Below are 21,146 nucleotides of genomic sequence, written 5' to 3'. Positions count from 1 at the left end.
GCCCCAGAGGAATCGCCCATGACCCCGCTCAGCCAGTTGCAAGTGTTCAACGCCATGCACGCCTCGCCCCACGCCCGGCTGGAGCATAGCGCGCACCTGGGCGACGGCCTGGCAGCGGCGTTGTGGAACAACCGCGACGATGCCCGCGACTACCAGGCGCCAAGCCACCACACGCTGTCCTGCTACATCGCCGACGGCACCGGCACCCACCGCCGCCAGCGCCCGGCGGACAAAGGCGCGCCGAACAAGCTGTGCATCATGCCGGCCGGCCACGAATCGAACTGGGTGGTCAACGGCTCGATCCGCCTCGCGCACCTTTACATCAGCGAGGCACAATTCGCCCTGGGCTGCGTGCGCCTGCTCGACCGCGAACCGCGCGAGGTGCAGCTGCAGGAAGCGACGTTTCTCGACGACCCACAGCAGTCGCTGCGCTTTCGGCAGTTGATAAGCCTGGATTGGGATGAGCCCGGCGAGCGCTTGCTGGCCAGCAGCCTGGCGCACGAGATCGTCGATCACGCGGTGCTCAGTCAGGTGGGTTTGCGCCAGGGTCTGCGCTTGAAAGGTGGGTTGGCGCCGATTCAGCGCCGGCAACTGCAGGAGTACATCGAGGCTCATCTGGATCAGCCCATGACCCTGGGCGAGCTGGCGCTGCGCTGCAACCTCTCCGAATACCACTTCGCGCGGATGTTTCGCGAAAGCTTTGGCCTGCCGCCGCATCAGTACCTGCTGGCGCGGCGGCTGCAGCGGGCATGCCAGCTGTTGCGCCTGGGTGAACTACCCCTGGGGCAGGTGGCGCTGATGTGTGGCTTTGCCAGTGCCAGCCATTTCAGCAACCGCTTTCGTCAGGCTCTGGGTGCAACGCCTGGCGAGTACCGGGCAGCGCTTAGCGCCTGACTCCAGAGCCACTGAGCGGCCATCGCCGGCAAGCCGGCTCCCACAGGGTACGCCTCTGTTTTCAAGGTTGTGGTGTACCTGTGGGAGCCGGCTTGCCGGCGATGGGCTGCGCAGCAGCCCCGTCGCTGTCTTGTTCGATCAAGGCATCACCTGGCCAATGCGGCCAGCAACGGCCCCAGTACCAGGCTGATGGCAGCCAAGCCCAGCAGCAGCCGTGGCTGGTACGGCATGCCGAATACCCACAGGGTGACACCGGCCATCGACACCGCGATCCACTCCACCAGGCCATGGGCCCAGCCACGCAGGTGCATGGCTATCGCCAGCGACAGCGCCAGCAGCAACCACCCCGCGCAGCGCAACAGACGCAGTTGGCCTGAGCCCGGCTTGCGTCCGAGCAGTTCGCTGAAGTGCCTGTCCATGGCCATGCACAGGGCGGCGAAGCCGGCAAAAGCGATCAGGGCAACGCTCAGCATCCGCTCACCTCGGTCGAATCCACCGTCGCTCTGGGCGCGCGTGGGGCGCGCTTGGCGACGGATTTTGGCGCGCGCAGCATCTTGCCCGCCGCCCAGGCGAGGAACAGCCCGGTACCCAGCGCGGTCAAGTCAAACCCGGCCATGGCCCAGTCACCCGCTACCAGTGAATGGTTCAGCCCTTGCCCGGTCGTCAGGCCATTGAGCAACGGCAGCAGCGCGAACGCCAACGCGCCAAGGGCCAGTTGCTCGCCCCACGCCTTGCGCCCTGGGCGCAGCACGGCATGCACCAGCGCCACCAGCCAGACCAGGAAGAAGCTGTTCACTTCCCAGTCGGCCCGCCCTGGCCAGGCCATGGGCAACAGCCGGTTGGCCCAGAAGAACCCGGCCACGGCGAGCAGCAGGCCGCTCATGCCGGCGATGTTGAGCACTTCGACCAGGCGCAGCTCGCCCGGCAGCCGTTCACGCTTGGCGTGCTTGAGCTGGCGTTTGCCCAGCCACATCACCAGGCCCGTGCCGATGACCGCAGTCCCGGCGATGCCGAAGACGAAATACAGCCAGCGCAGCCAAGGCCCGGCGAAGTTGCCCATGTGCAGGCCGACCACGCTGAACGCGGTCATCATCGTCGCGCTTTCCGGGGCGCCCTGGGTCAGCAACTGGCCCGTGGCGCCGTCGAACATCCAGGTGGCGCTGCGCTGGTAGGCGATGCTCTCGGCTGCGGACTGGGTGAAGCTGACCCGGGCATTGCGGTCGCCCGGGTTGTACACCTGGACATAGCCCATGGCCGCACCGGGCACCTGCTGCTGAACCTGAGCGTACAGGCTGGCCAGCGGCACCAGCGGCGCCGCCGCATTGGCCACCTTGGGCACCTCTTCGCGGCCGAACAGGTCGTTGAAATAGCCCTCGGTGCTGCCGCCATAGCTGGCCATGATGCTGGCCGGCATGACCATGTACATGAAGATCACCAGGCTGCTGTAGCTGATCATCAGGTGGAACGGCAGCACCAGCACGCCAATGGCGTTGTGCCCGTCCAGCCATGAGCGCTGGCCCTTGCCGGGGCGGAAAGTGAAGAATTCCTTGAAGATCTTCTTGTGGGTGATGATGCCGGTGACCAGGCCAAGCAGCATGATGAACGCGCAGAAGGTCGCCAGCCAGCGGCCCCAGGGGTGCGGCATCTGCAGCTGGAAGTGGAAGCGGTAGAAGAACTCGCCACCACGGCTGTCACGGACCTCGACGGGTTGCCCGGTGTGGGCGTCGAGCGGCTTGCTGACGCCTCCCCGGCGACCACTTCCAGGCTCGCGCCAGCTCACCTCCAGCGCCGCCTCGCGGGCGTTGGGCAGGCGGATCATCCAGCGCTCGGCGTGCCCGGCATTGGCCTCCAGGTAGCGCTGGGCCAGGCCCAGGCTGGCCACCGGGTCGAGCGCATGGCGGCGAACCTCGGGCTGCGTCCAGTGGCTGATTTCATCCTTGAAGTACGACAGCGTGCCGGTCAGGAAGATGGCGAACAGCAGCCAGCCGAAAATCAGGCCGGTCCAGGTGTGCAACCAGGCCATCGCCTGGCGGAAGCCTTCCTTCATGGGTTTTTCATCCAGTACACGAACCCGTTCAGCAGCCCCAGCAGCAGGCTTGGCACCAGCATGCCGAGCCAGGCGCGCCACGCGCTGCGGCAGGCGAAGCACCAGATGAAGGCCAACAGGTAGAAAACGAACGACAGCATCATGCCGGTCAGGGCCGCGTCGACCTGCGGCAGCGGCAGCAGCAGGCTGATGCAGACACTGGCCATGGACGCCAACAGGTAACCGCCCAGCAGCGCAGCCAGGCTGCGTGAGGTCACAGCCAGGCGATAGCTGAGAGGGAGCCCGGCGGCGTTGCGCTTCATGGCGAAGGTCCGGAAGAATTTGGGTGTGCAATAGTAATGATTTCAATTCTCACAAGCAAAGACTGCCCGTCGCGCTTTCGCAGGGACGGATTGCCGAGAACACTCAGCCCCACTACAATGCGAACAATTCTTACTACCAGTTGCGCTACGCAGGCGCCGGAGTATCTCGGTGCCCAGCGCCCTCTCTTCCACGGTCGAAGGTCTCTACCACGCCCATCACAACTGGCTGACCGGCTGGCTGCGCCGTCGCCTGGGTTGCCCGCACAGTGCTGCCGACCTGGCGCAGGACACCTATGTGCGCCTACTGCAAGCACGCGAGGCACCCCAGCTGATCGAGCCGCGCGCCTTTCTCGCCACCGTGGCGAAGCGCGTACTGTGCAACCACTTCCGCCGCCAGGAGCTGGAGCGCGCCTACCTGGAAGCCCTGGCCCAGCTGCCGGAAAACGTTGCCCCGAGTGAAGAGCAGAAGGCGATCATCTTCGAGACCCTGCTGGAGCTCGACCGCTTGCTCGATGGCCTGCCGCCACTGGTCAAGCGCGTGTTCCTGCTGGCCCAGGTCGACGGCATGGGCCAGACCGAGATCGCCCGCGAGCTGGACATTTCGCTGGCCACGGTCAAGCGCTACCTGAACAAGGCAGCCCTGCGCTGCTACTTCGCCCTGTGAACACGTCATTCTCGGCGCAAGTCGCCGAACAGGCCGTGCACTGGCTGATCGAATCCCAGGGCGACGACTTCGATCTGGCCCAGCAACAGGCGCTGCAGCGCTGGCTGGTGGCTGACCACGAGCACCAGCGCGCCTGGGCGCATATCCAGCAGGTCAACCGACGCTTGCGCGGGGTCGCCTCGCCGGTGGTGCACGCCACGCTGCAAGCCCCACCCTCGGCCGCCCGACGTCGAGCGCTCAAGGCGCTGCTGCTGTTCGGTGTGGCCAGCGCCACCGGCCTGGGGCTGCAGTCTCACAATCCGCTCCCCGGATTGATGGCCGACTACCGCAGCCCCGTGGGGCAACGGCGGCGCCTGCAGCTGGACGATGGCAGCCTGCTGCAGCTCAATACCCGCAGCGCCGCCGATGTGCGCTTCGATGGCCAGCAGCGCCTGGTGCGACTGCGCGAAGGCGAACTGGCGCTGGATGTGGCCGGTGATTCACGCCCGCTCGTGCTGCGCACCGATGAGGGCACCCTGCAACTGGACAGCGGCCGTTTCAACGTGCGGGCTTTCGAAGGCTTCAGCCTGGTGTCGGTGTTCAGTGGCACGGCCAGTTTCGCAGGGCAGGCGCTGCAGGCCGGGCAACGGGCCCGCTTCGGCGCGCACGGCTGGCAGGCCATCGCACCGCTCGATCGCAACAGTGGCGCCTGGGTCGACGGCATGCTCGTGGCTGCGCAGATGCGCCTGGTGGATTTCCTTGCCGAGCTTGGCCGTTATCGCCAAGGGCAACTGGGGTGCAGCGAGACGGTCGCGAACCTGCGGGTTTCCGGCTCCTACCCGCTGGATGACAGTGAGCGGATCCTGCACATGCTGGAAGTGGCGTTGCCGGTGCGGGTGCGACGCTTCACCCGGTACTGGGTGACCGTTGAAGCGCGGGTGTAGGAGCGGCCTTGTGTCGCGAAAGGGCTGCGCAGCAGCCCCAGCAATGTGTAGCGCCGCTGTAATCCTGGGGCTGCTGCGCAGCCCTTTCGCGACACAAGGCCGCTCCTACAAGAAAAATTTTCCAATCGGTTGAGCCACTTTTCCAACCTCGCGTGACAGAGAAGGCAGACCCCCTTCCTACAGGACCCTTCTCGATGTTCCAGCGCCCTACCCCGCTCGTCCACGCCCTGCTGCTGGCCACCAGCCTCGGTCTAGCCTCACCTGCCCTGCAGGCCGCCGAAGCACACACCTACCACATCGCCGCCGGCTCGCTGGAAGATGCCTTGAACCAGTTCGGGCGCGAAAGCGGCGCGCTGATCTCGTTCGGCTCGCAACTGACCCAGGGCCTGAATACCCAAGGCCTGGATGGCCAATACGATGTCGCCCAGGGCCTCGACGCGCTGTTGCGTGGCAGCGGCCTGCAAGCGCGGCAGGAAACCGACAACGCCTTCAGCCTGCAGCCTGTAACAACCCCTGCTGCGTCAGCGGCCGTGGAGCTGGGCGCCTCGACCGTGGTCGGCGACTGGCTGGCCGATGCGCGCCAGGACAATGTCTTCGAGCACCCCGGTGCGCGCGACGTGGTACGCCGTGAGGCATTCGAACGCGATGGCGCGACCACGGCGCGCGAAGTGCTCAACCGTATTCCCGGCGTCAACGCCCCGGACAACAACGGCACCGGCAGCCACGACCTGGCACTGAACTTCGGCATTCGCGGCCTCAACCCACGCCTGGCCTCCCGCTCCACCGTACTGATGGACGGCATCCCGGTGCCCTTCGCGCCCTACGGCCAGCCGCAGCTGTCGCTGGCGCCGATCAGCATGGGCAACATGGACGCGGTGGACGTGGTGCGCGGCGGCGGTGCCGTGCGCTATGGCCCGCAGAACGTCGGCGGGATCGTCAACTTCGTCACCCGCGCCATTCCCGAACAGGCGACCTTCAAGGCCGCCATGCAGAACCAGCTCAGCCCGTCCTCCAGCCAGGACGGCCTCAAGAACAGCGCCAACCTGCTGGTCGGTGGTACCAACGACAACGGCCTGGGCGGTGCATTGCTGTACTCGGGCGTGCGCGGCAGCGACTGGCGCGAGCACAGCGACACGCAGATCGACGACCTGATCCTCAAGGGCAAGCTGCAACTCGACGACGCCAACAGCCTGCATGCCATGGCCCAGTACTACGAGGGCGAGGCGCAGATGCCCGGCGGGCTGAGCACGGCCGACTTCGACGACGACCCGTACCAGTCGACGCGCCTGCAGGACAAGTTCTGGGGCCGCCGTACGCTGTTCAACTTCGGCTACGACTACAAGCAGGACGACCGCCAGTTCAGCGTCAACAGCTTCTTCACCAAGACCCTGCGCAGCGGCTACCTGGACCAGGGCAACTTCGTTTCGCTGTCGCCACGCGAATACTGGGTTCGCGGCATCGAGACACGGTTCTCGCAAGGCCTGGCCCTGGGCGAGAGCTGGCATGAACTGGGCATCGGTTACCGCTACGTCAACGAAGCCGGCCACGAACTGCGCTACCGCGAACCGGTCAACGGCGACCTGCCCACCACCGCCAGCCGCAACGACCGCGACACCCGTGGCAGCACCGAAGCCCATGCCCTCTACCTGGATGACCGCATCGACATCGGCCGCTGGACCATCACCCCGGGCATCCGCTACGAGATGATCGACTCCGAGCAGAGCAACAAGCTCAGCGGCCAGCGCTACCAGGGCAGCTACAACACCGCCCTGCCGGCGCTCAACGTGATGTACCACCTGACCGACAACTGGAATTTGTACGCCAATACCGAAGGCTCGTTCGGCAGCGTGCAGTACAGCCAGATGCCCAACCGCGTCAGCAGTGGCGAGGTCAAGCCGGAGAAAGCCCGCACCTGGGAGGTCGGTACCCGCTACGACAACGGCGACCTGCAAGCCGAGATCGGCGCGTTCCTGATCAACTTCGACAACCAGTACGAAAGCAACCAGACCAACGACTCGGTGATCGCCCGCGGCGAAACCCGCCACCAGGGCATCGAGACCAGCGTGCGCTACGCCCTCGACGGCCTGAGCCCTGCGCTGGCCGGTTTCGACGTGCATGCCAGCTACGCCTTCGTCGACGCCACCATCCGCGAAGACGGGCCGAACAAGGGCAACCAGGTGCCGTTCTCGTCGCGGCACAAGGGCAACCTGGGCGTGGGGTATACCGAGGGGCCGTGGCAGTTGAACCTCGATGGCAGCTTCCAGAGCAGCCAGTACGCGGACAATGCCAACACCAGCGCCGAGAGTGCCGACGGCAGTACCGGGCGCATCCCCGGCTACATGCTGGTGAGCACCCGCGCCGGGTATGACTTCGGGCCGCAGGTGTCGAACCTGAAGGTTGCTGTGGGGGTTAAGAACCTGTTCAACCGTGAGTACTACACGCGCTCGTACGATGACAACAACAAGGGCAAGTATGTGGGTGAGCCGCGGACCTTGTATGTGCAGACTTCGGTTGAGTTCTGATGGCGTGCCGGGGCCGCTTTGCGGCCCAATCGCCGGCAAGCCGGCTCCCACATCGTCCGAGGCACTGCATTACCTGTGGGAGCTGGCTTGCCAGCGATTGGGCTGCAAAGCAGCCCCCTTTCAGCTCATTTGCAACAGGAAATTTATTTTCAAAAGGGGGTTGAAATCATTCCTCGGTTGCCTGACCTTAGAGTCAAGAGGCGAAGAAATTCCAGGTCCCTCAAGGGCCTAGGCACGCCTCCATGCGAGCAAGCTGAATAAGGATTGAATCATGCAAATCCAGGTCAACAGCAGCAACCATATCGAAGGCAACATCCGTCTCAACGAGTGGGTCCGCAGTACGCTGGAAGCCACACTCGAACGTTACGAGGAGGACCTCACCCGCATCGAGGTGCACCTGCGCGACGACAACGGTGCCAAACCCGGTCCGCATGACAAACGTTGCCAAATGGAGGCTCGCCCCAAAGGCCACCAACCGATTTCCGTGACCCACACCGCCACCTCGCTGGACCAGGCGGTCGACGGTGCCGCCAGCAAGCTGAACAACGCGCTGGAACACTTCTACGGCAAACTGCGCAGCAAGCGCGGCGTCCTGGAGCTGAGTGACCCCGACGCCTGATTCACGCCCATGAACAACAACGCCCGGCTAATGCCGGGCGTTTTCGTTTGTGGCGATCAATGGCCCTGAACCAACCTGGCAAATGCCGGGTCAACTTCTGCAGTCAATCTTTGCAGACCCCAAGCATGAACAACCCATTCGAGCAGATCAGCGCCGCCTTCGCCCCCGAATACCGGGTCAACCTGAGCATCGAAAGCCTGGACGGCAGCATCATGCTGACCCTCTCCGACGACGCAGGCGTCGCCGCCAAGCGCCTGATCAGCCAGGCCCAGCGCAACGACCCGGTGCGCCTGCAGCGGGTCATCGACAGCATTCGCCTGGGCCTGGCCATCGAGCTGGGGCAGAACCCCTTGCAGGTTCTGGCCGCGCTGACCCGCGACCCACGCCACGCACCCAGCCACTTCAGGGCCAACTGAGCCTACTTGCCGTCTTCCACTTCTTTGCCGTTGGCATCCAGCACCTTGGTCGACGGGTAGCGGTACGAGGCGTAGCGCACTACCAGGATCGCGAAGGCCAGCAGCAGGATGCCGCCGCACACATACAGAAGGCCCACGTCCGGCGCCTTGTGGTGCGAGACGTCGCCGATCAGCAGGCGCGTCAGTGCGGTGATCGCCACGTAGAGCAGGAAGCGGATCGGCATGTGGTTGGTCTTGAAGTAGATCCCGACCATCGCCCCCAGCTCCAGGTAGATGAACAGCAGCAGGATGTCATCGACGCTGACCCCGCCCTTGCCGAGCATGTCGAGGAAGGTCACTACCGCCGCATAGGCCGTGATCGCACCGATGCCGAACAGCGCCAGGTAATGAAACCCCTCGACACACAGATTGCCCAGCGAATCGGCCGAGCCATGCAACCCCTTGCGCAGCTTTTCAGCCCATTTGATGTTCACGATGTCCAACTCCCCGATACGACCTGAAGGATGATGCGTCATCACTGTGACGCTTGTGCCATGCAGTTAAAGGGCCAGGCCCTCGCCTTGGAAGGCGACCGATTGCCGCAAGGCACCTGTAGGCCAGGCTTTTTTGCAGCAAGGCTTGCGCCAGAAGCGTCATGCCATTACTGTATGCGCATACAGTAATCGAATAACCCAACCGCAAAAAGGCACAGAGGTGATGAATGGCCGTCGAAGTGGTGTACCGAAGCAGCCGCGACCCGGAGCGCTTGTTCATGGATAAGGCCGAAGCAGATCGTCATGACAAGATGCTCGAACTGGCCGAGCGCCTGGCCGAGGTGTTGCAAAAGGCGGTGCCTTCGCTGACCGAGCAGCAGGTCGAGGAAGCGGGTATCTACATGGCCAAGAACCGCGATGTGTTCGCCCGGGCGTTCAAGAGCCAACCGGATGCCCTGGCGGAGCTGCTCGAAGCCAACGCAGCCGAGTGACTGTGGGGCACACTGACAACAACCCAAAAGATTGCGCGATCCCTGTGGGAGCCGGCTTGCCGGCGATGGGGCCGGGGCAGGCATAAAGCTGTCGCTTTTAGCAGCCTGTCAGGGCCCTATCGCCGGCAAGCCGGCTCCCACAGGGGGAAACCTCAGCTTTCAGAACGTGTGTTGTACCTGTGGGGCGTGTCCGCGAAGCGGCCGGCGCAGCATCAGCCGTACAGCAACCGCTCCGCCAGCATCTGCGCCACCCGCGCCGGCGAGCGCTTCTCGGCCTGGGCATGGGCGAACACTTCGGTCAGTCGTGAGGGTATCCGTGCCAGGTGCGCCGTGATGGTTCCAAGGTCTTCACCACGGTGCGTCATCGCCACGTAGATCAGCCCGCCAGCATTGATCACGTAATCCGGCGCATACAGAATCCCGCGGGACTCCAGCTGGTCAGCCACCTGCAAAGTGGTCAGCTGGTTGTTCGCCGCCCCCGCCACTGCCGCGCAGCGCAGTTGCATCACGCTCTGGCCAGTGAGCACCGGCCCTACGCCGCAGGGCGCGAAAATATCGCAGGGGGTGCTGATCAGCGCGTCGTTGGTTACCGGATGGGCGTTGAACTGCTCCACCGCCAGGCGCACCCGGCCAGGGTCGAGGTCACTGACCAGCAGTTCCGCCCCCGCCGCGTGCAACTGCTCGGCCAGCGCGTAACCGACATTGCCCAGGCCCTGCACCGCCACCCGCAGCCCTTCGAGATTGCCGCTGCCCAAACGCGCCTGGGACGTCGCACGGATGCCGGCGAACACGCCCATGGCCGCATGCGGCGAGGGGTCGCCGGAGGCCGTGGTGCTGGTGACATGGGGCGTGCTCTGGGCGATGCAGTCCATGTCCACCGTCGAGGTGCCGCTGTCCACGGCAATGATGAAGCGCCCGTGCAGGGTATCGATGAAACGGCCAAAGGCCTCGAACAACGCGGCGCGGTTTTCCACATGGGGGTTGCGCATGATCACGGCCTTGCCGCCGCCCAGCGCCAGCCCGGCCAATGCCGCCTTGTAGCTCATGCCCTGGGCCAGGCGGATGGCATCGGTCATGGCGCTCTCGTCATCGGCATACGGCAAGTAGCGGCAACCGCCCATCGCCGGGCCCAGGTGCTCGCTGTGAATGGCCACCACGGCCTTGAGGCCGGTAGGCGGGTCGATGAACAGGTGCAGCGACTGGGTACGGGTGCTTTGCATCAGCGCGAACATCGGCGGGCTCCCCATCGAGGTGCTCCTACCAGTATAGGCACGCGGCCATACCTGGCGCTGCGGGCGGACCACTGGACGAAACACGGCGCCAGAGCTAATACTCAAACGTGTGTGGAGAAGCCCGATGAACCCACGTAAAGCCTGCCTGGCCTGCATGGAATGCGAGCCTGTCGCCCTGCTGGAAGCCGCCTTGTGGATTGCCGTCGAGCACGATCGAAAGGTCGAGCCCGCAACCTCTCTTGCAATAATCCAGGACCTGCAACGTGAGATCAGCGCCAGGCTGCCGATGCTGCCCGTATGCGAACTGGCCCAACCACTGCTGCGTCAGCTGACTGCGCTGGGTTTCCAGCAGGACGAATTTCATCCGCTGCGCCCGCAGGCGGCGCTGTTGGACAAAGTGCTGCATCGTCGCCGAGGCCAACCGCTGGCTCTGGCCATCATCACCCTGGAGCTGGCCCGACGCCTGTCGATCCCGCTGGAGGGGGTGGCGTTCCCGGGGCACTTCCTGCTTCGCGTACCCGGTGCCGATCATCTGCTCGACCCTTGTGGTGGCCGGCGTCTGTACCCCAATGATTGCCGCGAATTACTGGCACGCCAGTTCGGCCCGCATGTGCCGCTCACCGCCGAGCACCTGCGCACGGCCAGCCCGGCGCAGATGCTCCAGCGCCTGTCGCGCAACCTGCGCCAGCTGCACATCAGCAACGACAACCACCTGGCCGCGCTGGTCGATGCCGAACGGGTCATGCAACTGGGGCCGGTGCAGGTCAGCGACTACATGACGCGCGCGTCCTTGTACCAGCACCTGGAATGCCCACAGGCCGAGCGATTCGACCTGGAGCATGCGCTGCTGCTGACCGATGACCCGGTCCAGCGCCTGAAGCTGTCCGAACGTATCGGCAAGCTTCCAGCGGAGAACCATTCGATTCACTGAGCGGGGGTGTCCACCTGGCAGGCGGGATGCGCCTTGGCGAAAGCCGGGTGCCCGGCGGCCAGTGCCGCGACCCGACAAATACGTGGATAACCGCCGAGGTCGATGTTGAAACGTTCGGCCGCATACAGCTGCGGGATCAGGTAGACATCCGCCAGGCCCGGCTGGTCGCCGAAGCAGAAGCCCTGGTCGCCAATCAGTTGTTCCACCGCGGCCAGGCCCTGGCCGATCCAGTGGGCAATCCACTGGTTGACCTGTCCCTCGTCATGCCCCAGCTGGCGCAGCTGGTTGAGCACACTGACGTTGTGCAGCGGGTGCACATCGCAACCGATGATTGCCGCCACGCCACGCACCTTGGCCCGCGCCTCGGCGCCTGTGGGTAACAGCGCAGGCTGTGGATAAACCTCCTCCAGGTACTCGATGATCGCCGGCGACTGCACCAGCAGTTCGCCGCCATCGGTACGCAGGGCCGGCACTCGGCCCTGCGGGTTCAGCGCCACATAGTCGCTGCCGCGTTGCTCACCCTTCAGCAGGTTGACCGGCAGGGCCTGGTAATCCAGGCCCTTGAGCGCCAGGGCGATGCGTACCCGATAAGACGAGGTGGAACGGTAATAGGTATACAGCTCCATGGCCCTGCCCCCTCAGTTGGCTGCGATGATCTTGCCGCGGCATTCACCGAAGCCGATGCTGGCCACGCCGTCGCCCTGACAACGGGCGCGCAGGATGATCTCGTCGCCGTCTTCGAGGAACTTGCGCAGCTCGCCACTGGCCAGCTCGACTGGCTGCTTGCCGCCCACGGTGGTCTCCAGCAGGCTGCCGAAGGCATCTGGGGTCGCACCGGACAAGGTGCCCGAACCGAACAGGTCGCCTGGCTGCAACTGGCAGCCGTTGACGCTGTGGTGGGCGATCAGTTGCGCCACGGTCCAGTACATGTTCAGGGTATTGCTCAGCGCCAGGCGGTGGGCTGGCAAGCCCTGCTCGCGCATGCGCTCGGTCAGCAGCAGCACTTCCAGTTCGATATCGAACGCACCGGTGGCCTGGTCACGCTGATCCAGCAGGTACGGCAGCGGTTGCGGGTCACCCTCAGGGCGCGCCGGCTGGGCACGGCGGAACGGCTCCAGCGCTTCGGCGGTCACTACCCAGGGCGAGATCGAGGTGATGAAACTTTTCGACAGGAACGGGCCCAGAGGCTGGTATTCCCAAGCCTGGATATCTCGCGCCGACCAGTCGTTGAGCAGGCACAGGCCAGCCAGGTGCTGCTCAGCCTCGGCGATCGGAATGGCCTGGCCCATCTCGTTGCCCTGGCCGATCCAGATGCCCAGCTCCAGTTCGTAGTCCAGGCGTGCGCAAGGGCCGAAGCTCGGCTCGGTGTGGCCGGCCGGCAGCGTCTGGCCTTTGGGGCGGCGGACATCGGTGCCCGAAGGACGCAGGGTCGAAGCGCGGCCGTGGTAGCCGATCGGCACGTACTTGTAGTTGGGCAGCAGCGGGTTGTCGGGGCGGAACAGTTTGCCGACGTTGGTGGCGTGCTGGATGCCCACGTAGAAGTCGGTGTAGTCGCCCACCTTGGCCGGCATGTGCAGCTGGCATTCGCTGGCCGGATACAGCGCCGCGTTCAGCGCCGCCTGGTGCTCGCTGTGCTCGCCCAACAGCACCAGCAGGCGCTCGCGCAGGGCCACTCGGGCAGTGCGGCCGAGGGCAAAGAAGGCATTCAGCGCGCCGCCACGGGTAGCCTCGACGGCGGCCTTGGCCTGGCCTTCGAACAGCCCGGCAGCCAGCACGGCTTCCAGGTCCAGGATGGCATCGCCGATGGCCACGCCACAGCGCAGCGCTTCGCCCGGACGGCTGAAGATGCCCAGCGGCAGGTTCTGCAGCGGGAAGTCGCGGTGCCCGTTGGCGTGCTTGACCCAACTACGGGCAATGGCGGTCTGGTTCATCGGTTATCTCCGGTTCGGGTTGAAGGTGCTCGGCAAGGTGGCCCAGCAACTATCGTAGTCGGCCTGCAATTGCGGGCATTCGAGGGCGTGGCGGCTCGGACGCAGCACCTGGCTGGTCTCGAACATGAAGGCCATGGTGTTGTCGATCTTGTGCGGCGCGAGGTCGGCGGCGATGGCTTTTTCGCAGGTGTCGGCATCGGGCCCGTGGGCGCTCATCACACCGTGCAGCGAGGCGCCTCCCGGCAGGAAGCCTTCGGCCTTGGCATCGTAGGCACCGCTGATCAGGCCCATGAACTCGTTCATCAGGTTGCGGTGGAACCACGGGGGTCGGAAGGTGTTTTCCGCCACCATCCAGCGCGGTGGGAAGATCACGAAGTCCATGTTGGCCAGGCCGTGCACACTGCTCGGCGAGGTGAGGACGGTGAAGATCGACGGGTCCGGGTGATCGAAACTGACCGTGCCAAGGGTGTTGAAACGGCGCAGGTCGTACTTGTAGGGCACGTTGCTACCGTGCCAGGCGACCACGTCCAGGGGCGAATGCTGCAGCTCGCAGGCCCAGTGCTCGCCCAGGAATTTCTGCACCAGCTGCACCGGCCCTTCGGCTACTTCGTAGTGCGCCACAGGAGTGAGGAAGTCGCGCGGGTTGGCCAGGCCATTACTGCCGATCGGGCCCAGGTCCGGCAGGCGCAGCGGCGCGCCATGGTTTTCCGCGAGGTAACCACGCGCCTGGCCATCGAGCAGCTCGACCCGGAACTTCATGCCCCGCGGGATCACCGCAATCTCCAGCGGCTCCACCACCATCACCCCAAGTTCCGTGGCAATGCGCAGGCGACCTTGCTCGGGCACCAGCAGCAGCTCGCCGTCGGCGTTGAAGAACACCCGGTCCATGGAGCGGTTGGCGCAGTAGATGTAGATGCTCACCCCCGCCGGCTTTTCAGCGGCCGAATTGGCCACCATGGGCAACCAGCCTTCGATGAAATCGGTGGGCTCGCTGGGGATCGGTTGCGGGTTCCAGCGCAGGCGATTGGGGGTGACCGCGCCCAGCGGGCCGACCAGCGGCTGGCGCTCCAGGCGCTCGAAACGCGGGTGCAGCGCCGAGGGGCGGATGCGGTACAGCCAGGTGCGGCGCAGCTCGCTGCGGGCCATGGTGAACGCCGTACCCGACAGCAGCTCGGCATACAGCCCGTAGGGGGCCTTCTGCGGCGAGTTCTGCCCGATGGGCAATGCGCCGGGCAGGGCTTCAGAGGCGAATTCGTTGCCGAAGCCGCTCAGGTACTGAAGGTCGGGGGACGTGTCGCGGTTCATCGATGCCTCCGGGTTTTGTTTTTATCGTAATCAGATTACGAATAACGTAATTTGATCGGTGCATGGCGTCAAGCTATAAAGGCGCGACTCGACGAATCGGAACCTCCACCTCCATGGTCAAAGCCAGCTCTCCCACCGACACCGGCAAGCAGAAGGTCCGCTCGGCGGAAGTCGGCACCGACATCCTCAAGGCCCTCGCCGAACTGTCCCCTTCTACCTCGCTGTCGCGCCTGGCCGAACACGTGCAGATGCCGGCGAGTAAAGTGCACCGCTACCTTCAGGCGCTGATCGCCAGTGGCTTTGCCGAACAGGATGCGGCCACCAATCACTATGGGCTAGGCCGTGAAGCCTTGCGCGTGGGCCTGGCAGCACTGGGCAGCATCGACGTGCTGAAGGTCGCGGCGCTGCCGCTGTCGCAATTGCGCGACGAACTCAACGAGAGCTGCTTTATCGCCGTATGGGGCAACCAGGGTGCGACGGTGGTGAGCATCGAGCCGGCAGTGCGGGCTGTCACCGTGGTCACCCAGATCGGTTCAGTGCTGCCGCTGCTCAGTTCGTCCACCGGGCTGGTGTTCGCCGCCTACCTGCCCGAACGCGAAACGGTGGAGCTGCGCGACCGCGAACTGGCCATGCTGGCGCACAGCGCCAGCGACTATGAACCCGTGCTGGCCGGCATTCGAAAGCAGGGGCTGCACCATGTGCATGGTCTGCTGATGCCCGGTGTGGATGCACTGTCGGCACCGGTGTTCAACGCCATGGGGCAGATCGCCGCAGTGATGACCGTAGTGGGGCCGACGTCGATCTTCCACGCCGATGAACAGGGTCCGGCAGCACAGCGCCTACTGGCGGCGGCGCGCGATACCAGCTGGCGCATGGGGCACTCGCCACAGCCTTGAAAGGCCCCCTGGACACTGTTGCCCGAAACGTAAAGGTGAATGTCATAAGCGGCTATTTTTCCTACAGGATCAAGCGCTTATTCTTAACTCACTGGCCGGCATGAAGGGCACCCCCCCGCCTTTCAGGCCCGCGAGGTTTCACCGACGTAGATTTTGAAGCTCCTTGATCTAACGTCTCGATTGGCCGCTGCGATTGCAGCGGCCTTTTTTATGCCTGGCGCAAAGCCGCCATCAACCCAGCGGATACTTCTGCAGATTGGCCATCATCTGCTGCAACGCCTGCACGTTGTCCTGGGGGTGTACCGCGCCATCGAAGTCACCGATCTGCGCCCAGTGCTGCGCCACCTGCTCCGGGGTGAACCCTTCACGGGGGTCGAACCCGACGCCCAGGCTGCGCTCCCAGCGCACCTTGCCAATCCAGCCACCGCCCACCTCGAACAGCTCGCCGCTGTCCTGACACTGCTCGCTGCCCAGGTACACCACCAACGGGCTGACCAGTTCAGGCTTGAGGCGCTCGAAGACCTGCGCCGGGATCAGCCCCTCGGTCATGCGCGTGCCACCGGTGGGCGCGATGGCGTTGACCAGCACGCCCTGCCTGCGCCCTTCGATGGCCAGGGTGCGGGTCAGGCCATACAGGCCTAGTTTGGCCATGCCATAGTTGGCCTGGCCGAAGTTGCCGTAGATGCCGGAGGTCGAGGCGGTAAAGATCACCCTCCCCCATTGTTGCTCGCGCATGTGCGGCCAGGCGGCGTGGGTCACCTTGTAGGCACCCTCGACATGCACCTGGTAGACCTGCTCCCAGTCAGCGTCGTCCATCTTGTGGAAGGTCTTGTCGCGCAGGATGCCGGCATTGTTCACCAGCACGTCGACCCGGCCGAAACTGTCCAGCGCTTGTTCGACGATGCGCGCGCCAGCGCTGACCGAGTCGTGGTTGGCCACTGCGGTCCCCCCGGCAGCGCGAATTTGGGCCACCACCCGGTCGGCCGCGGAAACACTGGCACCTTCGCCATGGCTCGAACCGCCCAGGTCATTGACCACCACCCGGGCCCCTCGCGCGGCGAACAGCAGCGCATGAGCGCGGCCCAGGCCGCCACCGGCCCCCGTGACGATCACCACACGGTCTTGCAGCGTTACCGGCTCGCTCATGCGCTTGGCTCCAGCTCAGGTTGAATGCGTCGAGTCTGTGCCAACGCCCAGGCGCCGGACAATCAAGCGCACCCACGCTGAATGCCAGGCGATAACGCAGGACGATGGTCGGCGGTTCAGGACCAGGCGACTTTCTGCGGCAGGTAGCTCAGGCATTGCTCGCGAAAAACCAGGTAGTGGCGCAGGACCTGCGCAGGGGCCTCGGTATGGGGGTAATGGCCAATGCCCTGCAGCTGCACGGTGTCCGGGTTGGGCACCAGTTGCCGGTAGCGCTCGACCATGCGCGCGCCCGAGAGCGGGTCGACCACGCCGTTGATGAAGCGCAGTGGCACACCCTCGGCCTGCAGCGCGCCAACCCAGCGTTCGCGATGGGCGCGGCGCTCCGGCACGAAGCTCACCAGCTTGTGCAAAATGCGGGTACCGCCGTGTGCGGCAATCAGGCTCCAGCAGTCATCCAGGGCACTTTCACTGGGGCGGGTACAGGGCCCGTAGGTCTGCGAGACATTGCGCACCAGGTCATCACGCTTGAACGAGCGCCCGACCAGCCAGCCCAGGCGGCTGAGCAGCAGTTTCTGCACCAGCAGCACCTGGCAGCTCTCAGGGAACAGGCCGCTGTTGAGGAATACGCAGCTGGCGATCTCGGCACGCTGTTCGTGGTGCCGCGCCAACAGCTCCTGGGCCACGCTGCCGCCATAGTCGTGCGCCAGCAGGTGCACCGGCACCTGTACCTTGAGATGGGCCAGCAAGGCCTGTTGCAGGTCGGCTTGCTCCATCAGGCTGTAGGTATGGTCCAGCGGTTTGGCCGAATCGCCAAACCCCAGCATGTCGCAGGCGATCAGCCGAAAATGCTGGGTCAGCGGCGCCCACAGGTAGTGCCAGTCCCAGCTGGCGGTTGGGAATCCATGCAGTAGCAGCAGGGGCTCTCCTTGCCCTGCGGTCCAGTAGCGGATGCTCTGGCCCCGGAACGTGAAACTCTGTCCCCGGGTACGCCAGACGCACAATGGTATCTCGGCCAATGGCATCGTATTCGTCCCGGTTGTCTAGGTGTTGACGGTGTTAGGCAAGGCTGCGGTCATTGCAAGTCACCTCGGCACTTACTTGTGCTCTCTTTGTCGAGGCTGAGTCTAGTCAGCCGCCCAACAGGTGAAACTTGCGTTGCCAGCCAGCTTGTTGACCGAGCGAGCCAGTGGCACGAACGGTCACAGCAGCATGGCCAGCAGCGGCGCTGCGAACAGGTTGAGCAAGCCGGTCAGCACCATGACCAGGCCGGCCACGGAACCTTCTTCGCGACCTACCTCGTGGGCGCGGCTGACTCCCGCGCCATGGGCGCCGACACCGAACAGCGCACCCCGCGCCAACGCCGAGCGCAACGGCAGCCAGCGCAGCAGCACGCCGCCGAACAGGGCACCGAGCACGCCGGTGAACATGACGAACACCGCCGTCAGCTCCGGCACGCCACCGAGGTCATGGGCCAGCGGCATGGCGAATGGCGTGGTGATCGAACGCGGCACCAGTGACAGGCTGGTCGCTGTGTCCAGGGACAGCAGGTGCGCCAGGCCCCAGGAACTGGCGATCGACGCCGTGCTACCTGCCAGCATGCCGATCAGCAATGCCGGCCAGTCCCGGGCCAGCATCGCCCGCTGTTGCCAGATCGGTACTGCGAAGGCCACCGTCACCGGGCCCAGCACGCCCATCAGCCAGTGGGTGTTGCGGGCATATTCGGCATAGGCGGTGTGCAATGGCACAGCCACCGCCAACAGCAGCGCCGGCACCAGGATCAGCGGCGACATCAGGTACCGCCCGGTACGTCGGTACAGCCAACGGCTGCCCAGGTAGGCCAGCAGGGTCAGCGCCAGCCAGAACAGCGGCATGGGCTCAATGCTCATGGCGCAACCTCCAACGGCAGACCAGCTCGACGGTGACGGCGGTGACCACCATGACCATCAGGGTGCTCACGGCAATCACCAGCAGGATGCGCCAGCCTTCTTCACGTACCAGGGTGCCGTAATCGAGCAGGCTCATCAGCGCCGGTATGAAGAACAACAGCATCTCGGCCATCAGCCAGCCTGCACCCAGTTGCAAGGTAGCGGGCTTGACCACGCCGCAGGCGAACAGCAGCAGAAGCAGGGCCAGGCCCATCACCCCGCCAGGGATGGGCCAACCCAGCCAACCGGCCAGTTGGCTACCGGTCCAGAACAACGCCAGGAGGACCGCCAGCTCGGTGAGCAGGCGCAGGGTTTTTTTCAATAACGCGGGTTTCATGGGAGGGTTCCTCGACAGGCCTTCATTCTAAGATTCGGCTGCCTAGGCCAGAAGCGAATTGTTAGACTGATCGCCATTCCATTATGGAATTCAGAAGATGGAATTCAAACAGCTGCGCAGCTTCATCGAAGTGGTCCAGCGCGGTGGCTTCACCCAAGCCGCGCAGACGCTGCATATCAGTCAATCAGCCGTGAGCAAGCAGGTGGCCCAGCTGGAGCAGGCTATCGGCCAGCCACTGCTCGAACGCCAGGCCTCGCACCTGCACCTGACCGCTGCCGGGCGCATCGTCCTGGAACGGGGCGAGGCGTTGTTGCGCCAACGCCAGGCGCTGCTCAACGAGCTGGACGACCTCAGCCAGATGGAGCGCGGCGAGCTGCGCCTGGGCCTGCCGATGCTGGGCAGCGATGCCTTGTTCGCCGGGTTGTTCGCCGAGTACCGGCGGCGCCATCCAAACATTTCGATTCAACTGCTCGAAGGCGGCAGCCGCACGGTCGAGCAGGCGGTGCACAGTGGCGAGCTGGAACTGGGCGGCAGCCTGACGCCCAGTGATCCGGCGTTCGAACATCAGCCGTTCTGCAACGAGCCGCTGGATGCGCTGCTACCGGCCGGCCATGCGCTGGCGGGGCAGCGACAGGTGACCTTGCAGCAACTGGCGGATACCCCTTTCCTGCTGTATCAGCGCAGCTTCGTACTCAATGACCGGTTGCTCAAGGCTTGCCAGCAGCAAGGGTTCACGCCAAAGGAAGGTGGGCGCAGTGGCCAGGCGGATTTTCTGGTGGCGCTGGTGGCGGCGGGCCAGGGCGTGGTGTTGCTGCCGCGGGTGGTGGCGAAGGCGCTGGAACGCCCTGGGGTGGTGCGTTTGCCTTTGAGTGCGCCAAAGGACCTGCGCTGGGACATTGCGTTCATCTGGCGGCGTGGCGCGTATCTGTCGCGGGCGGCTCAGGCCTGGCTTGAGCTGGTGAGGGGGACATGAGGGCCCTATCGCCGGCAAGCCGGCTCCCACAATGGACGCAGCGCTGCAAAACCCTGTGGGAGCCGGCTTGCCGGCGATAAGGCCGGGGCAGACAAAGCAGATACCTCAGGCCTTCAAGGCCTGTGCAAAGTCCGCCAGCCAAGGCTCGGCATCGGTCTCCGGAGTCACCGTCTCGCTGGCATCGAGCTTGAGCATCGGCTGCACTTCCCGCACCCCCAGCTCGGCGAACAGCTCGCGCAGTTGCTCGCCACCGCCACAATAGGTATCGCCATAGCTGGAATCGCCCAGTGCAATCACCGCACCCGGCAGGCCGCGCCAGGCCGCTGGCAGCGTGTCACGGATGGTGCTGTACAGCGGCATCAGGTTGTCCGGCAGTTCACCCATGCCCGTAGTCGAAGTCACGGCCAGCAACGCTGCAGGGGCAAAACCTTCAAGATCCTGCAGGGTGGCGCGGGCGGCGTGCCAGGCTTCGAAGCCTGCGGCCTTGAGCAGGCCCTCGGCGTGGCGGGCGACTTCTTCGGCGGTGCCGTACACCGAGCCGGAAATAATGGCGACTTTCATCGGGGAGAGGATTCCGAAACTGAGTGAAAACGTAGGATACTAGCATTCGGCGCTGGCAAAAGGCCGCCTCTACCAAAGTCCCCCTTCCGATCAACGGCCCGAACATGATCAACGCGCAACTGCTGCAATCGATGGTCGATGCGTCCAATGACGGGATCGTGGTCGCCGAACAGGAAGGCGATGACACCATCCTGATCTACGTGAATGCGGCGTTCGAACGCCTGACCGGCTACAGCCGCGACGAAATCCTCTATCAGGATTGCCGTTTCCTGCAGGCCGACGATCGCGACCAGCTGGGCCGTGCGCGCATCCGCAAGGCACTTGCCGATGGCCGCCCATGCCGCGAAGTGCTGCGCAACTACCGCAAGGACGGCAGCGCCTTCTGGAACGAGTTGTCGATCACCCCGGTCAAGAGCGACGCAGACCAGCGCACCTATTTCATCGGCATCCAGAAGGACGTCAGCCGCCAGGTCGAACTGGAACGTGAACTGGCCGAACTGCACGCTCGTCGCAATTGCGACGAGCGCTTGTGAACCAATCGTCCACGGCACGGTCAAT

General features: G+C 64.8%; 24 protein-coding genes. 11 read left to right on the top strand and 13 right to left on the bottom strand.

Going from position 1 to position 21,146, the window contains the following annotated elements:
- Window positions 1-18 precede the first annotated feature (18 nt).
- Window positions 19-894: a helix-turn-helix domain-containing protein gene (locus ACIPZB_RS12855; RefSeq protein ID WP_400640498.1), complete on the top strand. Its 876-nt coding sequence runs from the start codon at window positions 19-21 to the stop codon at window positions 892-894.
- 146 nt (window positions 895-1,040) lie between these two features.
- On the opposite strand, the gene ACIPZB_RS12850 is transcribed toward ACIPZB_RS12855, so the two are convergent.
- From ACIPZB_RS12850 to ACIPZB_RS12840, 3 genes are read right to left on the bottom strand one after another with little or no spacing between them, the layout of a single operon-like run.
- Entirely contained in the window at window positions 1,041-1,367 is a 327-nt protein-coding gene (locus ACIPZB_RS12850; RefSeq protein ID WP_400640497.1) for a DUF3325 domain-containing protein, read from the bottom strand.
- Window positions 1,361-2,941 carry a PepSY-associated TM helix domain-containing protein gene (locus ACIPZB_RS12845; protein WP_400640496.1) on the bottom strand — a complete coding sequence of 527 codons (1,581 nt, stop codon included), beginning with the start codon at window positions 2,939-2,941 and terminating at the stop codon, window positions 1,361-1,363. Before ACIPZB_RS12845 ends, ACIPZB_RS12850 begins: the two co-directional genes overlap by 7 nt.
- Window positions 2,938-3,243, bottom strand: a complete 306-nt coding sequence (locus ACIPZB_RS12840) for a DUF3649 domain-containing protein (RefSeq protein ID WP_400640495.1) — start codon at window positions 3,241-3,243, stop codon at window positions 2,938-2,940. Before ACIPZB_RS12840 ends, ACIPZB_RS12845 begins: the two co-directional genes overlap by 4 nt.
- A gap of 169 nt (window positions 3,244-3,412) precedes the next feature.
- Between ACIPZB_RS12840 and ACIPZB_RS12835 the strand changes: the two genes are divergently transcribed.
- The 5 genes from ACIPZB_RS12835 to ACIPZB_RS12815 all read left to right on the top strand — a co-directional run bounded on the left by ACIPZB_RS12835 (window position 3,413) and on the right by ACIPZB_RS12815 (window position 8,387).
- Complete coding sequence (locus tag ACIPZB_RS12835) at window positions 3,413-3,907, top strand: sigma-70 family RNA polymerase sigma factor (RefSeq protein ID WP_400640494.1); 495 nt, start codon at window positions 3,413-3,415, stop codon at window positions 3,905-3,907.
- A complete protein-coding gene (locus ACIPZB_RS12830) occupies window positions 3,904-4,830 on the top strand; it encodes a FecR domain-containing protein (protein ID WP_400640493.1) in 927 nt (308 codons plus the stop codon). The genes ACIPZB_RS12835 and ACIPZB_RS12830 overlap by 4 nt, the downstream gene beginning before the upstream one ends.
- Window positions 4,831-5,024: 194 nt before the next feature.
- Window positions 5,025-7,352: a TonB-dependent Fe(3+) dicitrate receptor FecA gene (gene fecA, locus ACIPZB_RS12825; RefSeq protein WP_400640492.1), complete on the top strand. Its 2,328-nt coding sequence runs from the start codon at window positions 5,025-5,027 to the stop codon at window positions 7,350-7,352.
- 271 nt (window positions 7,353-7,623) lie between these two features.
- On the top strand, window positions 7,624-7,971 hold the full coding sequence (locus ACIPZB_RS12820) for an HPF/RaiA family ribosome-associated protein (protein WP_008096669.1): 348 nt from the start codon (window positions 7,624-7,626) through the stop codon (window positions 7,969-7,971).
- Between the two features lie 125 nt (window positions 7,972-8,096).
- Complete coding sequence (locus tag ACIPZB_RS12815; RefSeq protein ID WP_400640491.1) at window positions 8,097-8,387, top strand: DUF3509 domain-containing protein; 291 nt, start codon at window positions 8,097-8,099, stop codon at window positions 8,385-8,387.
- A gap of 2 nt (window positions 8,388-8,389) precedes the next feature.
- On the opposite strand, the gene ACIPZB_RS12810 is transcribed toward ACIPZB_RS12815, so the two are convergent.
- Complete coding sequence (locus ACIPZB_RS12810; protein ID WP_008096673.1) at window positions 8,390-8,860, bottom strand: phosphate-starvation-inducible protein PsiE; 471 nt, start codon at window positions 8,858-8,860, stop codon at window positions 8,390-8,392.
- Between the two features lie 227 nt (window positions 8,861-9,087).
- On the opposite strand from ACIPZB_RS12810, the gene ACIPZB_RS12805 reads away from it, so the two are divergent.
- Window positions 9,088-9,351 (top strand): YebG family protein, encoded by a 264-nt coding sequence (locus ACIPZB_RS12805; protein WP_008096675.1) that lies wholly within the window; start codon window positions 9,088-9,090, stop codon window positions 9,349-9,351.
- Between the two features lie 212 nt (window positions 9,352-9,563).
- Here ACIPZB_RS12805 and ACIPZB_RS12800 read toward each other — a convergent pair whose 3' ends face one another.
- Complete coding sequence (locus tag ACIPZB_RS12800; protein ID WP_043273873.1) at window positions 9,564-10,583, bottom strand: Glu/Leu/Phe/Val dehydrogenase family protein; 1,020 nt, start codon at window positions 10,581-10,583, stop codon at window positions 9,564-9,566.
- A 124-nt stretch (window positions 10,584-10,707) separates the two neighbouring features.
- Here ACIPZB_RS12800 and ACIPZB_RS12795 point away from each other — a divergent pair, with 124 nt between their 5' ends.
- Window positions 10,708-11,514, top strand: a complete 807-nt coding sequence (locus ACIPZB_RS12795) for a SirB1 family protein (protein WP_400640490.1) — start codon at window positions 10,708-10,710, stop codon at window positions 11,512-11,514.
- Here ACIPZB_RS12795 and maiA read toward each other — a convergent pair.
- From maiA to hmgA, 3 genes are read right to left on the bottom strand one after another with little or no spacing between them, the layout of a single operon-like run.
- Window positions 11,508-12,140, bottom strand: coding sequence for a maleylacetoacetate isomerase (maiA, locus tag ACIPZB_RS12790; protein ID WP_400640489.1), 633 nt, complete (start codon window positions 12,138-12,140; stop codon window positions 11,508-11,510). The two genes, ACIPZB_RS12795 and maiA, sit on opposite strands and share 7 nt — an antisense overlap.
- 12 nt (window positions 12,141-12,152) lie before the next feature.
- Entirely contained in the window at window positions 12,153-13,445 is a 1,293-nt protein-coding gene (gene fahA, locus ACIPZB_RS12785) for a fumarylacetoacetase (protein ID WP_400640488.1), read from the bottom strand.
- A gap of 3 nt (window positions 13,446-13,448) precedes the next feature.
- On the bottom strand, window positions 13,449-14,750 hold the full coding sequence (gene hmgA / locus ACIPZB_RS12780) for a homogentisate 1,2-dioxygenase (protein ID WP_400640487.1): 1,302 nt from the start codon (window positions 14,748-14,750) through the stop codon (window positions 13,449-13,451).
- A gap of 113 nt (window positions 14,751-14,863) precedes the next feature.
- Here hmgA and ACIPZB_RS12775 point away from each other — a divergent pair, with 113 nt between their 5' ends.
- Window positions 14,864-15,646: an IclR family transcriptional regulator gene (locus ACIPZB_RS12775; RefSeq protein ID WP_400640486.1), complete on the top strand. Its 783-nt coding sequence runs from the start codon at window positions 14,864-14,866 to the stop codon at window positions 15,644-15,646.
- A 231-nt stretch (window positions 15,647-15,877) separates the two neighbouring features.
- On the opposite strand, the gene ACIPZB_RS12770 is transcribed toward ACIPZB_RS12775, so the two are convergent.
- The 4 genes from ACIPZB_RS12770 to ACIPZB_RS12755 all read right to left on the bottom strand — a co-directional run bounded on the left by ACIPZB_RS12770 (window position 15,878) and on the right by ACIPZB_RS12755 (window position 19,054).
- Window positions 15,878-16,792: an SDR family oxidoreductase gene (locus tag ACIPZB_RS12770; RefSeq protein WP_400640485.1), complete on the bottom strand. Its 915-nt coding sequence runs from the start codon at window positions 16,790-16,792 to the stop codon at window positions 15,878-15,880.
- 116 nt (window positions 16,793-16,908) lie between these two features.
- The gene (locus ACIPZB_RS12765) at window positions 16,909-17,814 is read right to left on the bottom strand and encodes an alpha/beta fold hydrolase (RefSeq protein ID WP_008096690.1); all 906 of its coding nucleotides are present in this window, start codon (window positions 17,812-17,814) and stop codon (window positions 16,909-16,911) included.
- Window positions 17,815-17,991: 177 nt separating this feature from the next.
- Window positions 17,992-18,678: an LrgB family protein gene (locus tag ACIPZB_RS12760; protein WP_008096693.1), complete on the bottom strand. Its 687-nt coding sequence runs from the start codon at window positions 18,676-18,678 to the stop codon at window positions 17,992-17,994.
- A complete protein-coding gene (locus ACIPZB_RS12755) occupies window positions 18,668-19,054 on the bottom strand; it encodes a CidA/LrgA family protein (protein WP_008096694.1) in 387 nt (128 codons plus the stop codon). The genes ACIPZB_RS12760 and ACIPZB_RS12755 overlap by 11 nt, the downstream gene beginning before the upstream one ends.
- A gap of 97 nt (window positions 19,055-19,151) precedes the next feature.
- Between ACIPZB_RS12755 and ACIPZB_RS12750 the strand changes: the two genes are divergently transcribed.
- Complete coding sequence (locus ACIPZB_RS12750) at window positions 19,152-20,027, top strand: LysR substrate-binding domain-containing protein (RefSeq protein WP_400640484.1); 876 nt, start codon at window positions 19,152-19,154, stop codon at window positions 20,025-20,027.
- A gap of 105 nt (window positions 20,028-20,132) precedes the next feature.
- Here the strand turns inward: ACIPZB_RS12750 and ACIPZB_RS12745 are convergent, their stop codons facing one another.
- A complete protein-coding gene (locus ACIPZB_RS12745; protein WP_400640483.1) occupies window positions 20,133-20,588 on the bottom strand; it encodes a flavodoxin in 456 nt (151 codons plus the stop codon).
- A gap of 104 nt (window positions 20,589-20,692) precedes the next feature.
- On the opposite strand from ACIPZB_RS12745, the gene ACIPZB_RS12740 reads away from it, so the two are divergent.
- Entirely contained in the window at window positions 20,693-21,121 is a 429-nt protein-coding gene (locus tag ACIPZB_RS12740) for a PAS domain S-box protein (protein ID WP_400640482.1), read from the top strand.
- Window positions 21,122-21,146 lie beyond the last annotated feature (25 nt).

The organism is Pseudomonas sp. NPDC089396, assembly GCF_044749545.1.
Classification (GTDB): domain Bacteria; phylum Pseudomonadota; class Gammaproteobacteria; order Pseudomonadales; family Pseudomonadaceae; genus Aquipseudomonas.
This window is presented reverse-complemented; position numbering and strand designations above follow the sequence as displayed.